Here is a 13,293-nt window from a genome sequence, read left to right as displayed (position 1 = left end):
TCCGGTCCGCGAGACGCCGAGGAAGGCGCACCGGAGCGGCATCTCGCGGAGAGGGACCGGGCGGGGTCAGCCGGCGGCGGCGGCCAGTCCCAGCTCGGCGGAGCGGGCCAGGAGGGGATGCCGCGGCACGACGCGGACGGTGTAGCCGAAGGAGCCGCTGCGGTCGAGCGTGACCACTCCGGCGTAGGGCACGCGCCCGACCGCGTCGGCCGGCACTACGGCACCCGACTCCTCGACCACCTCGAGCTCGTGGTGGCGGACCTCGGTGAGCGAGCCGTCAGCGGCCGTCGTCCCGTACACGACCTCGACCGAGACGTCCGCCGGCGAGAGCTCGCCCAGGCGCACGCCCGCCCGCACGGCGAGCCGGTCCCCGCGCTGGGGCACCGCGTCGATCCCGCCGGACTCGACGGACGCGACCGCGACCCCGGGCCAGCCGGCGCGGACCCGCCGCTTCCAGGTCGCCAGCTCCTTGGCCGGCTCGAAGTGGTCGGCGGCGACGGCGCGCCCGGCCTCGGCGGCCGGCGAGTAGAGCGCCTCGACGTACTGGCGCACCATCCGCTCGGCGGAGAGCTCGGGCGAGAGGGTCGCGAGGGTGTGCCGGATCGAGCGCACCCACCGCCGGGGTACGCCGTCGTGATCGCGCTCGTAGTAGCGCGGCACGACCTCGGTCTCGAGCAGCTCGTAGAGCGCCTCGGCCTCGAGCGTGTCGCGGGCCTCCGGGTCGAGCGCGCGGTCGGAGGAGGGGATCGCCCAGCCGTTCTCGCCGTCGAAGTACTCGTTCCACCAGCCGTCGAGGATCGAGAGGTTGAGCGAGCCGTTGAGCGCCGCCTTCATCCCGGAGGTGCCGCACGCCTCGAGCGGGCGCAGCGGGTTGTTGAGCCAGACGTCGGTGCCCGGGTAGAGCAGCTGCGCCATCGCGATGTCGTAGTCCGGCAGGAAGACGATCCTGCGGCGCACGTCCGGCTCCTGCGCGAAGCGGACGAGCCGCTGGATCAGGCGCTTCCCCTCCTCGTCGGCCGGGTGCGACTTGCCCGCGATGACGATCTGGATCGGGTGCTGCGGGTGGGTGAGCAGCGCCCGCAGACGCTCGGGGTCGTGGAGCATCAGGGTCAGCCGCTTGTAGGTCGGCACCCGCCGTGCGAAGCCGATGGTGAGCACGTCCCGGTCCAGCAGCTCGTCGAGCCAGGCCGGCGGGAGGCCGCCCGGGTTCTGCTCGCGCCAGGAGCGGGCGGCCCGGCGGCGGGCATCCCGCACCAGCTGCTCCCGCATCGCGCGGCGCGCGGCCCACAGCTCGGTGTCGCCGAGCGCACCCGAGGCCCAGTCGGCCCGCGTCGTGTCGTCGGTGCCGAGCCGCTCCTCCGCGAGCCGCCGGAGGATCGGATCGGTCCAGGTGGCCGCGTGGACGCCGTTCGTCACCGAGCCGATCGGCACCTCCGCCGTCTCGAAGCCGGGCCAGAGGCTCGAGAACATCGAGCGGCTGACCTCGCCGTGCAGCGTCGAGACGCCGTTGGAGCGCTGCGCGAGCCTCAGGCCCATGTACGCCATGTTGAACGCCGTCCCGGAGTCCCCCGGCTCGGCGCCCAGCGCGAGCACGTCCTCGACCTGCACGCCCGGGAGCAGCTCCGTGGAGAAGTACTCCTCGATCATCCCGCGGTCGAAGCGGTCGATGCCCGCCGGCACCGGAGTGTGCGTCGTGAAGACCGTGCTCGCCCGCACCACCTGGAGAGCCTGGTCGAAGTCCAGGCCCGCGCCGATCAGGCCGGAGATGCGCTCGAGCCCCTGGAAGCCGGCGTGCCCCTCGTTGGTGTGGAACACCTCCGGGAGGACGCCGCCCGAGACCTCGGCCCAGAGCTCGAGCGCGCGGACCCCGCCGATGCCCAGCAGCAGCTCCTGCAGCAGGCGGTGCTCGCCCCCGCCGCCGTAGAGGCGGTCGGTGACGGAACGGAGCGAGTCCTCGTTCTCGGGGATGTCGGTGTCGAGCAGGAGGAGGGTCACCCGGCCGACCTCCGCGCGCCAGACCCGGGCGTAGAGCGCGCGTCCCTCGGGGAGCGCCAGCACGATGCGGGCGGGCGAGCCGTCGGCGAGACGGACGACGCGCAGCGGCAGCCCGTCGGGATCGAGCGAGGGGTAGGACTCGAGCTGCCAGCCGTCGGCGGAGAGCTTCTGCGAGAAGTAGCCCGACCGGTAGAAGAGGCCCACGCCGGTGAGCGGCACGCCCAGGTCCGAGGAGGCCTTCAGGTGGTCGCCGGCGAGGATGCCGAGTCCGCCGGAGTACTGGGGCAGCGCCGCCGCGATCCCGAACTCCGGCGAGAAGTAGGCGATCGAGCGCGGGGCGGACTCCGGCAGCGACTGGTACCACCGCGGCTCGGTGCGGTAGCGCTCCAGCTCGTCGCGGAGGCGCCACGCCTCGTCGACGAAGCCCTGGTCCCCCGCCAGCTCGGCGAGGCGCTCGGGGCTCACCGCTCCGAGCAGAGCGGTGGGGTCCGCTCCCCCGCTCCGCCACAGCTCCGGATCGACCCGCTCGAACAAGCGCCGGGCGGGCTCGTGCCAGGCCCAGCGGAGATTGCCCGCCAGATCGCCCAGAGCCGAGAGCTCGGGCGGGAGGACGGAGCGGACGATGAAGCGGCGGATCGCCTTCACGGCACCCCTCGACTCTCTGCGGACCCCGGAGCGCCCGGTCGCGGAGCACCGGGGCGGTCGCGCTCGGTCACCCTAGCGGACCCCTCGGCCGCCGCGGATCGGCCGGACGCGGACCCGCCCCGACGCTCCGGCACGCGCTCCCCGGATCCGTTTGCACAGGCCCGAGCGCGGGCGCAACCGTCGTGTGCGAGCCGCCGCCGGTCGCTACTGTCGTGACGTGGCTCAGATACCTTTCGGCAAGGCTCAGAACGGCAAGGACGCACGGCGAGCGGGTCGCGGACGCGCACCCCAGGAGGCGTCGGCGCCTCCCGAGACGGCCGCTCCGGCGCCCGCCGCCGCCCCCGAGGCGACTCCTGCTCCCCCCGCGGCCGACAGTGCTCCGGCCGCCCCGGTGACTGCGGACGCACCCGATGCGTCGCCGGCGCCCGCGACGACCGGGAGCGGCTACCGCGTCCGCGCCGAGCGCCTGCCGATCGTCGACCCGCAGCCCCGGCTCGAGGACGACCGCTGGCCCGCGAAGGCGTTCGTCGGCGAGGTCGTCCCCTTCGCCGCCACGGCCTTCCGCGAGGGGCACGACCTCATCGGCGTCGACCTCCTGCTGAGCTCGCCGTCCGGGGCCGAGTCGGAGCACCGCATGTCGCTCCTCGCGACCGGCACCGACCGCTACGGCCGTCTCGTGGCCCTCGACGAGGAGGGCGACTGGAGCTACCGCATCCGCGCCTACGCCGACGACTGGGCGACCTGGCTCCACACGGCCGAGGTCAAGATCCCGGCCGGCCTGGACATCGACGTCACCTTCGCCATCGGCGAGGGCCTGCTGCGCCGCGGCGCCGACGACTCCTCGCGGCCCGAGGGCGAGCGCAGCCTGCTCTTCGACACCGCCGCCCGAGTCGGCGACACCACGCTGAGCGCCGAGGAGCGCCTCGCCGCGGCGACCGATCCCGCCGTCCACGGCGCGCTCGACGCCCGCCCGGTGATGAGCCTCACCAGCGTCTCGGAGCCGCGCACCGTCCACGTCGAGCGCACCCGCGCCGGCGTCGGCGCCTGGTACGAGTTCTTCCCCCGCTCCGAGGGCGCCGTGCGCCACGAGGACGGGACCGTGACCAGCGGATCCTTCCGCACCGCGATCGACCGCCTTCCCGCGGTGGCCGCGATGGGCTTCGACGTGCTCTACCTGCCGCCGATCCACCCCATCGGCCGCTCCTTCCGCAAGGGCCCGAACAACACGCTCGACGCCGGCGAGAACGACCCCGGCTCGCCGTGGGCGATCGGCTCGGCCGAGGGCGGCCACGACGCGATCCACCCGGACCTCGGCACCGAGGACGACTTCCGCGCCTTCCACGCCGCGGTCGAGGCCGCGGGCCTCGAGCTCGCCCTCGACTTCGCCCTGCAGGCCTCGCCCGATCATCCCTGGGTCACCAGCCACCCCGAGTGGTTCACGACGCTCCCCGACGGCTCGATCGCCTACGCCGAGAACCCGCCGAAGAAGTACCAGGACATCTACCCGATCAACTTCGACAACGACCCCGAGGGCATCCGTCAGGAGTCGCTGCGGGTCCTGCGGCACTGGATCGATCTGGGCGTACGGATCTTCCGCGTCGACAACCCCCACACGAAGCCGCTCGACTTCTGGGAGTGGATCATCCACGAGGTCAACGCCGAGCACCCCGAGGTCGTCTTCCTCGCGGAGGCGTTCACCCGTCCCGCGATCATGCGCGCACTCGGCAAGGTCGGCTTCCAGCAGTCGTACTCGTACTTCACCTGGCGCAACACCAAGGAGGAGCTCGGCGAGTTCTTCACGAGCATCTCCCACGAGACGGCCGACTACATGCGGCCGAACCTCTTCGTGAACACTCCGGACATCCTCACCGAGTACCTCCAGTACGGCGGCCGCTCGGCGTACAAGGTGCGGGCGGCCCTGGCCGCGACCGCGTCGCCGCTGTGGGGGGTCTACGCCGGCTACGAACTGGTCGAGAACGTCGCTCGCCCGGGCGCCGAGGAGAACATCGACAACGAGAAGTACGAGTACAAGACGCGCGACTGGGCCGGCGCCGAGGAGTCGGGCCGCTCGCTGGCGCCGTACATCACGCGCCTCAACGAGATCCGGCGCTCGCACCCCGCGCTCGGGCAGCTGCGGAACCTGCACGTGCACGGCAGCGACGACGACGCGATCCTCGTCTACTCCAAGCACCTGCAGGCCGCGTTCACGGGCACCGGGACCGACGACACGATCATCGTCGTCGTCAACACCGACCCGCACTCGGCCCGCGAGACCACGGTCCACCTCGACCTGCCCGCGATCGGGCTCGACTGGAGCGCGACCTTCGAGGTCGAGGACCTGATCACCGGCGCCGTCTGGACCTGGGGCAGCGACGACTACGTGCGGCTCGACTCGTTCGTCGAGCCCGTGCACATCCTGAGCGTGAAGGCGGACGAGCGATGAGCGGAACCACCCCCGAGGGCACGAGCCCGGCCGAGGAGGCGGGCTTCGGCGCGCACGCCGAGACGGTCCCCACGACGGGCACCAGCTCGGCGACCACCTCCGGCCACGGCGCGCACGTCGCCGACGCGGCACCCGACGCACGACAGCACCCCGGAGCGGAGGGCGAGAACGCGCGCAGCTACGCCGTCGAGACGGTCCCGGAGGCGCCTCAGCCGGTCGCGGCCGACGACGCCGTGACCGTCGAGCCCGACGCCGACGACGCGGAGTCCGCTCCGGTCGGCAGCGGGGCCGAGGGCGACCTGCCCGACGACACGGACGCCGCCGATTCGGTCGCAGCCGACAGCGCCGCGCCCTTCGAGACGACCGCCGGCCCCGCCGAGACGACCGCGGACCCCGCATCCGCTTCGGGCCCCGTCGACGGCACCGCTGCGATCGCGCTGCCCGACATCCCGGAGTGGGTGCTGCAGCAGCTCGCCACCGGCAGCAACGCGCTCCCCCACGACGTCCTGGGCCAGCACCTCGTCGCGGCCCCCGGCGTCTCCGACCCGGTGACGGTCGTCCGCGTGCGCCGCCCGCTCGCCGAGAAGGTCGCCGTGGTGCTCGCCACCGGCGCCCGCGTCGAGCTCAGCCACCTCAGCGACGGGATCTGGCAGGGCTTCCACGTCCTCGGTCCGCAGGCGTACACCGTCGAGGCCCGCTACGGCGGCGGTGGCGAATGGACCGCGGAGGACCCCTACCGCTTCTCGAAGACGGTCGGCGACTTCGACCTCTACCTCATCGGCGAGGGCCGCCACGAGCGCCTCTGGGAGGCGCTCGGTGCCCGCCACCGCGAGCACGAGGGGGTCTGGGGCACGAGCTTCGCCGTCTGGGCCCCGCACGCCCAGGCCGCTCGGGTCGTCGGCGACTTCAACGACTGGAACGGCGAGGGCCACTCCCTCCGCAACCTCGGGACGACCGGGGTCTGGGAGATCTTCGTCCCGGGCGTCGAGCCCGGAGCCTCCTACAAGTTCGACCTGCTCTCGCGCGACGGCCACTGGGTCCGCAAGGCCGACCCGATGGCCCGCGCCACGGAGGTGCCGCCTGCGACCGCCTCGAAGGTCCCCGTCTCGCACCACCAGTGGGGCGACTCCGGCTGGATGGAGAAGCGAGCCTCGGTCGATCCGCACACGCAGCCGCTCAGCGTCTACGAGATGCACCTCGGCTCCTGGCGTCCGGGACTGGGCTACCGCGACCTCGCGGACCCGCTGATCGAGTACGTCACCGAGCTCGGCTTCACGCACGTGGAGTTCATGCCGCTCGCCGAGCACCCGTTCGGCGGCTCCTGGGGCTACCAGGTCACCGGCTACTACGCCGCCTCGAGCCGCTTCGGCACGGCCGACGACCTCAAGTACCTGATCGACCGTCTGCACCAGGCCGGCATCGGCGTCATCGTCGACTGGGTGCCCGGGCACTTCCCCAAGGACGACTTCGCCCTCGCCCGCTTCGACGGCGAGCCGCTCTACGAGCACCCGGACTGGCGCCGCGGCGAGCAGATGGACTGGGGCACCTACGTCTTCGACTTCGGGCACACCCAGGTGCGCAACTTCCTCGTCGCGAACGCCCTGTTCTGGCTCGAGGAGTTCCACGTCGACGCCCTGCGGGTGGACGCCGTCGCCTCGATGCTCTACCTCGACTACTCCCGCAAGGAGGGCGAGTGGCTGCCGAACCAGTACGGCGGACGCGAGCACCTCGAGGCGATCAGCTTCCTCCAGGAGGTCAACGCCACGGCCTACAAGCTGCACCCCGGCATCATGATGATCGCCGAGGAGTCGACGAGCTGGCCCGGCGTCACCCAGCCCACCAGCTCCGGCGGCCTCGGCTTCGGGCTCAAGTGGAACATGGGCTGGATGCACGACTCGCTCGACTACATGGCGAACGACCCGCTCTGGCGCCAGTACCACCTGGGCGAGATCACCTTCTCGTTCGTCTACGCCTTCAGCGAGAAGTTCGTCCTGCCGATCAGCCACGACGAGGTCGTGCACGGCAAGGGCTCGCTGATCCAGAAGATGCCGGGCGACCACTGGCAGCAGCTCGCGAACGTGCGCGCCTACCTCGCCTTCATGTGGGCCCACCCCGGCAAGCAGCTGCTCTTCATGGGCCAGGAGTTCGGCCAGTACTCCGAGTGGAGCGAGGAGCGGGGTCTGGACTGGTGGATCCTCGATCAGCCGAGCCACCGCGGTCTCTGGAGCCTCGTCGGTCAGCTGAACCGCGTGTACCGCGACTCGCCGTCGCTCTGGGAGCTCGACCACGAGCAGTCGGGCTTCGAGTGGATCGACGGCGGCGCGGCGGCGGCCAACGTCGTCTCGTTCCTGCGCAAGGACAGCGAGGGTCGCCCGATCGCCGTCATCGCCAACTTCTCGGGCTCGCCCGTGCACGGCTACCGCGTGAGCCTGCCCACGGCCGGCCGCTGGGAGGAGCTCGTCAACACGGACGCCGAGATCTACGGCGGCAGCGGAGTCGGGAACTTCGGAGCGGTCGAGGCTCGCGAGGAGCCGTGGGCCGGCCGCCCGGCTTCCGCCGAGCTGGTCCTGCCCCCGCTGGCCGTGCTCTACCTGCGACCCGCCGACTGATCGGTCCCCGCACGGAAGAGGCCGCCCGCCGCGACGATCGTCGCGAGCGGGCGGCCTCTCGGCGTTCCGGCCGGCGTCAGTAGAGCAGGCCGGTGAGCCGGGCCCGAGCCTTGTTGACGCGCGGGTCGGTCTGACCGACGATCTCGAAGAGCTCCAGGAGACGAGCCCGGACGGCGGCCTTCCCCTCGGCGTCGAGGCGCGGGAACATCGAGAGCAGCCGGTCGAAGGCGTCCTCGACGTGGCCGCCCGAGACGTCCAGGTCGGCGACGGCGAGCTGCGCGTCGAGGTTCGACGGCTCGGCTGCGGCGGTCGAGCGGATGTCGTCGAGCGTGCGGCCCTGGAGGCGGGCCAGCAGCCGCACCTGCGCGAGACCGGCGACCGCGAGGTCGTCGCGCGGGTTCTGCGCGATGGCGGTCTCGTACTCGGTGATCGCCGCGGCGTAGTCGCCCCGGTCGATCGCGTCGTAGGCCTCCTGGTGGTGCGGCGGCAGCGGCTCCGGCTCGGGCTCCGCGCCCTCGGCGGGAGCGGCTCCCTCCACCGGCACCGTGCCCGTCACACCGTTCTGAGCGGCGAGCTGGAGGACCTGCTCGAGCAGGTCGCGCAGCTGCTCCTCGGCGACGAGGCCGCTGAACAGGGGCACCGGGCGGCCGCCGATGATCGCGGCGACCGTCGGCACGGACTGCACCTGGAACGCCTGCGCCAGCTGCGGGCTCGACTCCACGTCGACCCCGACGAGCACGAACGCGCCGGCGTACGAGACGACGACCTTCTCGAGCAGCGCGGTCATGCTCTGGCTCTGGTCCGACCAGGAGCCGCGCAGGTCGACGATCACCGGCACGCGCGACGAGAGCTGGACCACCTGGTCGAACTCGGCGTCGCCGGCGGTCAGCAGCAGAGGATTCGCGCCGGGCGCGCCTCCGGGAGCGGCGGGCGCGGCCGGGGCGCCGGCGGAGGCGGCGGGCGGGGTGCGGCGGTTCACCAGCGACGAGAGGTCGACGGCGCCGCGGAGGTTTCCAGGCAGGGGCGGGACGGTGCTCACGGCAGCTGCACCACCGAGACGAGTCCCTGGCTCCATCCGAGCATCACGATCTTCTCCTCCGATCCGACGGGCGGTACGTAGAACAGCAGTTGGTATCCGTAGGTGGTCTCGATGCCGGTCGTCGACTTGTCCGTGCCCAGCAGGGTCTGCGAGGCGCCGGAGGTCGAGACGGTCGAGCCCTCGGCAGTGGGGCGGACGGTCGACGTCTCGGCGATGCTCGCCGCGACGAGGGCCCCCGAGTCGTTCGTCGCGAGCGCGATCGTCGGCGACGTGCCGGCGGCGTTCGAGAACTCGATCGAGGCGGTGTCCGGCAGCGCCTCGCGGTCGGCGTTCTTCTTGTCGACGCCGACCTGCCCCCGGAGGGTGTCGCCGTCGGCCGCGAAGAGCTCGGCGTACTGGCTCGAGTCGCCGTTGGCGAGCACGTCCGCGTACGCGGAGCCGACCGACTGCGGGGCGAGCTTCATCAGGCGCGAGTCGGGCGCCACGATCGACGTGCCGACGGTGACGGGCGCGACGTCGGGGATGCGCGCGTTGGCCTCGAGCGAGATGGCGTAGTCGACCTTGTAGTCGACGCGCGGGCTCGCCTGGCTCATCATCAGCGCGATCGGGGCCTGGGTGGTGTCCGTCGAGTTCTGCACGACGGCGGTGACCAGGCGCGGCCACGACTCCGTGTCCTGCGGGAGCACCAGGCTCACCGGGGAGGCCGGGATCGTCTGCGGCGGGTCGATCGTCCCGCCCTTGGCGACGACGTCGTAGTTGGTGGTGCGCTCGGTGAGCGCCTCGCCCTGGAAGCGCTCGGCCAGGATCCCGGCGTCCCGGGCGGCGTCGGCGCGCGACGCGACGTCGGCGACCTCGGCGACGACGGCCTCCGCCTGCTGCGTGGTGACCACGGGCGTCGGCTCGTCCGAGACCGGCTCTGCCCCCGCGGTCTCCGTGGCGGACGCGGTCGGCGCCTCGCTCGCGCCCGCGGCGAGATCAGGCCAGTAGTCGGAGCTGCAGCCGGAGAGGAGGACGGTCGTCCCGAGGACGACGGGCAGCACCAGGGCGGCCCGGCGGCGCGAGGGCGCCGGCGACGCCGTGGAGGCCTGGATCCCGGCACGCGGCCGGGGACGGCGGGCACCGCGGGGGATCCGGCCCTGCGGTCCCTTCCGGCGCGGGCCGTGCTGGCGGCGCAGGTGGACGAAGGCCCAGATGTAGAGGACGAGGCCGAGGAGGAGGAACACGGCTCCTCCGAGCAGCAGCGGGCCGGCGAGGGGCGTCGCGGTGTCCACGGGCCAGCTGACGCGCACGGAGTCGGCTGCCGGCGCGGTGCCGTCGCTCGCGATGAGGATGGAGACGTCCTCCGGCACGTCGAGCGCCAGGGTCACGCTGCCGCTCCCCTCGAACTCCTCGAGCCAGAGGTCGGAGCCGCGCGGATCGACGACCGCCGCGTCGGCGGTCTCGACGTCGGAGGAGAGCTGGACGCGCTCGCCCGTCTCCTCCGCGGAGGTGAGGGTGTCGTCGGCGCGCTCGTAGCCGATGGCGTCGTAGCTCGAGCCGCCCACCCAGCCCAGCACGTCGGTGGTCGGTGCGTAGGCGACGACGAGGTCGCCGCTGCCCTCGACCGTGATCGTCTGGCGTCCCGGGTTGGCGCCCAGGGTGCTGCCGTCGATCACCGCGTAGGGAGCGGAGGAGTCGAGCGCGGTCTCGGCGGTGAGGGACTCCGGAGGAGCCCAGACCGTCCGCTGACCGATGCCGAGCACGATCATCGCGGCAGCGATGACGGTGGCGATGATGGCGAAGACGAACCGCACGAAAGTACTCCTCCTGCGTTGCCGGATCGGGGTGACGGCCGGGGCCGGCTCGGGGTACGCAGCCGGACCGGGGCGCGACGGCAACAGACAAAGACAGTCCACGATAGCCGATGCCCTCGCTCCGATGCCCGGGAGAAGCCGAGAGTGCGGCCCGGGCGGCGCGCGGTGCGGGTGTCGCCCCGGCCGCGGCCTCCGCGCTGAATACACTTTCCGAGTGCCGCGAGCCCCACCGCGGTCCTGCTCTGAAGGAGACGACGTGGCGAACGACGAGGCCGAATTCACCCAGGTGTTCCGTGGCTACGACCGGGACGAGGTCGACAAGGCCGTCCAGGGCCTGCGCCGCGAGCTCATCCACTCGAACACCCAGGCGGCCGAGAGCGGCCGCGAGGTGAAGCGCCTGTCCTCCCGGATCGAGGGCCTCGAGAAGGAGCTGCAGCAGGTCGGCACTCCCACCTACGCCGGCCTGGGCGCCAAGCTCGAGCACACCCTGCGCGTGGCCGAGGAGCAGTCCGAGCGGATCATCGCCCAGGCCGAGAACGACGCCTCCGCCCTCCGCCGCTCCACCCGCGACGACGGCGACCGCATCCTCCAGGAAGCGCGCGACGAGGCCGAGCGCCTGGTGACCGAGGCGCGCCGCCGTGCGGACCGGACCCGCGACGAGTCCGAGGCGCAGGCCGCGGCGACGCTCGGCAAGGCCGCCGACGACCGCGACGTGATGACCCAGGATGCCGTCCGCGAGGCCGCCGCGATCCGCGGCACCGTGGCGACCGAGGCCGCCGAGACCCGCGCCACCGCGAAGCGCGAGGCCGCCGCGATCCGCTCCGAGGCCGAGCGCGAGGCCGCGGAGATGCGCGCCGTCGCCGCCCGCGAAATCGAGGTCGCCCGCGCCGAGGCCGCCCGCCTCGCCCAGGCCAACGAGCTCCTGCGGGCCGAGGTCGCCTCCGAGGTGGACCGGCTCCGGGCGGCCGTCGAGGCCGAGGTCGCCCAGGCGCGCGCGGCGGTCGAGGCCGAGGTGCTCTCGACCCGCGCCGCGCTCGACGCCGAGGTCGCCGCAGTCCGCGCCGAGGGCGCGCGCGAGATCGCCGACCAGCGCACCCGGCTCACCCAGGAGCGCGCCGAGGCCGTCGCCGTGCTCGACGCCGAGCTGGCGGGCCTGCGCGCCGCGTCCGCCGACGAGGCCGCTGCGCTCTCGCGCGAGGTCGAGCAGGCCCGGATCGACCTGGTGGTCGAGCTCGCCGCGCGCCGCGAGGAGGCCGACCGCGACGACCTGCTCCGCCACCAGGAGGCCGTCGCGCAGACCCAGCGCTACCTCGACGAGTCGAACCTGCAGCTCGCCGACGCCATCCGACGCGCGAACGACAAGCGCCTCGAGGCGGACGCCCTCCGCAGCGACGCCCTCGACGACACGACGCGACTGCGCCGGAAGGCCCAGGACGACTCCGACGCCCTCCTCGACGACGCGCGCGACCAGGCGCAGAAGCTCGTCGCGGACGCGGAGCGCCGCAGCCGCGAGCTGATGGACACCGCCGAGCGGCGCCTCGACGAGATCCGCACCGAGCGCGACGCGATCGCCGGCTACGTGTCGGGACTGCGCGGGCTCATCGGCCACATCGACGGACTCGCGGACGACAGCGACGGCGACGGCTCCGACGGCAGCGGCCCCGACGGCGGCTCGTCCGGCCGCTAGGCGGCCGCCGCGCGGGCGGGCTCAGCCGAGCTCGCCCGCCCACTCCGTCGGCAGCGGGGACGAGGCGGGCGCGACCACCCGCACGATCTCGTCGAGGACGCGCCGGGTCTGCGCCTCGCCGACCCAGAGGTGCTTCCCGCCCTCCACAGCGACGAGGTCCAGCTGCGGCACGCTCGCGAAGCGCTCGGCGGCCGCCTCCGGCCGCAGGTAGTCGTCGAACTCCGGGACGAGCGCCACGAGCGGGCGGCCGTCCTCGCCCCAGGCGGCGACCTCCTCCGCGCTCGTGCGGTGCAGCGGCGGCGAGAGCAGGATCGCTCCCTCGACGGGGTGCTCCCTCCCCCACTTCAGCGCGAGCTCGGTGCCGAAGGACCAGCCGACCAGCCAGGGGTGCGGCAGTCCGCGCTCCGCGACGAGCGCCAGGGCTGCGGCGACGTCGGCGCGCTCCTCGGTGCCGTGTCCGAACGCGCCCTCGCTCGTGCCGCGCGGCGACGCGGTGCCGCGGGTGTTGAAGCGGAGGACCGCCAGGTCGGCGAGCGCGGGCAGGCGGGCGGCGGCCTTCCGCAGGATGTGCGAATCCATGAAGCCGCCGTGGGTGGGCAGCGGATGCAGGGTGACCAGGGTCGCGACCGGCTCGCGCTCCAGGGGCAGCGCGAGCTCCCCGACAAGGGTCAGCCCGTCGGCCGTGTGCAGCTCGATGTCCTCGCGACGGGCGGGGAGGACGACGCCTCCGCGGATCTCGTGTGTCATCGTGCTCCTCGGATTCTCCAGCAGTGCGTGTGCCAGTGGCGGCGGCCGGCCAGATCGGCCACGTCGCCGAGCGCGCCGTCGGCCCGCCAGGTGACCAGGTGCGGCTGGCCGATGTCGATGGTGAGCCCGCAGCCCGGGCAGAGGTAGTTCTTCACGGCCCGCGCTGCGGAGACGGGCTGGACGTTCCACTCCCGACCGGCGTGGGACTCGGTGCGCCGGAAGCCGGCGAGCATCTGCGAGAGGTCGCGCTGCTCGTCGTCGTCGTCACGGCGGCTGCCCCGGGGTCTGTTGCTGCGCGGCATCCCCCCAGTCTAGGAGGCCGCCGCTGGGCCCCT

8 protein-coding genes are annotated in these 13,293 nt (G+C 73.3%); 3 read left to right on the top strand and 5 right to left on the bottom strand.

What is annotated here, in order from left to right; translation table 11 throughout:
• Window positions 1-66: 66 nt before the first annotated feature.
• Window positions 67-2,640 carry an alpha-glucan family phosphorylase gene (gene glgP / locus C5C55_RS00280; protein ID WP_104232507.1) on the bottom strand — a complete coding sequence of 858 codons (2,574 nt, stop codon included), beginning with the start codon at window positions 2,638-2,640 and terminating at the stop codon, window positions 67-69.
• Window positions 2,641-3,112: 472 nt separating this feature from the next.
• On the opposite strand from glgP, the gene C5C55_RS00275 reads away from it, so the two are divergent.
• Both C5C55_RS00275 and glgB read left to right on the top strand, forming a co-directional pair.
• Window positions 3,113-5,083 carry an alpha-1,4-glucan--maltose-1-phosphate maltosyltransferase gene (locus tag C5C55_RS00275; protein WP_308471107.1) on the top strand — a complete coding sequence of 657 codons (1,971 nt, stop codon included), beginning with the start codon at window positions 3,113-3,115 and terminating at the stop codon, window positions 5,081-5,083.
• Window positions 5,080-7,692, top strand: coding sequence for a 1,4-alpha-glucan branching protein GlgB (gene glgB, locus C5C55_RS00270; protein ID WP_104232505.1), 2,613 nt, complete (start codon window positions 5,080-5,082; stop codon window positions 7,690-7,692). The genes C5C55_RS00275 and glgB overlap by 4 nt, the downstream gene beginning before the upstream one ends.
• A gap of 76 nt (window positions 7,693-7,768) precedes the next feature.
• Here glgB and C5C55_RS00265 read toward each other — a convergent pair whose 3' ends face one another.
• Both C5C55_RS00265 and C5C55_RS00260 read right to left on the bottom strand, forming a co-directional pair.
• Window positions 7,769-8,731, bottom strand: a complete 963-nt coding sequence (locus tag C5C55_RS00265; protein ID WP_104232504.1) for a tetratricopeptide repeat protein — start codon at window positions 8,729-8,731, stop codon at window positions 7,769-7,771.
• A complete protein-coding gene (locus tag C5C55_RS00260) occupies window positions 8,728-10,524 on the bottom strand; it encodes a hypothetical protein (RefSeq protein ID WP_104232503.1) in 1,797 nt (598 codons plus the stop codon). Before C5C55_RS00260 ends, C5C55_RS00265 begins: the two co-directional genes overlap by 4 nt.
• Before the next feature lie 256 nt (window positions 10,525-10,780).
• Here C5C55_RS00260 and C5C55_RS00255 point away from each other — a divergent pair, with 256 nt between their 5' ends.
• On the top strand, window positions 10,781-12,211 hold the full coding sequence (locus C5C55_RS00255; protein ID WP_104232502.1) for a DivIVA domain-containing protein: 1,431 nt from the start codon (window positions 10,781-10,783) through the stop codon (window positions 12,209-12,211).
• 21 nt (window positions 12,212-12,232) lie between these two features.
• On the opposite strand, the gene C5C55_RS00250 is transcribed toward C5C55_RS00255, so the two are convergent.
• Complete coding sequence (locus C5C55_RS00250; RefSeq protein WP_104226862.1) at window positions 12,233-12,958, bottom strand: alpha/beta hydrolase; 726 nt, start codon at window positions 12,956-12,958, stop codon at window positions 12,233-12,235.
• Window positions 12,955-13,260, bottom strand: coding sequence for a hypothetical protein (locus C5C55_RS00245; RefSeq protein ID WP_181067708.1), 306 nt, complete (start codon window positions 13,258-13,260; stop codon window positions 12,955-12,957). The genes C5C55_RS00250 and C5C55_RS00245 overlap by 4 nt, the downstream gene beginning before the upstream one ends.
• Between the last annotated feature and the right edge of the window lie 33 nt (window positions 13,261-13,293).

It is taken from the genome of Rathayibacter sp. AY1C2 (genome assembly GCF_002931195.1).
Lineage (GTDB): Bacteria > Actinomycetota > Actinomycetes > Actinomycetales > Microbacteriaceae > Rathayibacter.
Note: the sequence above shows the minus strand (reverse complement) of the source record. Positions and strands in the feature narration are given on the sequence as shown.

Coding starts and splice junctions, on each gene's coding strand:
- glgB (WP_104232505.1), top strand. CDS start 5,080: ATGAGCGGAACCACCCCCGAGGGCACGAGCCCGGCCGAGGAGGCGGGC.
- C5C55_RS00250 (WP_104226862.1), bottom strand. CDS start 12,958: ATGACACACGAGATCCGCGGAGGCGTCGTCCTCCCCGCCCGTCGCGAG.
- C5C55_RS00245 (WP_181067708.1), bottom strand. CDS start 13,260: ATGCCGCGCAGCAACAGACCCCGGGGCAGCCGCCGTGACGACGACGAC.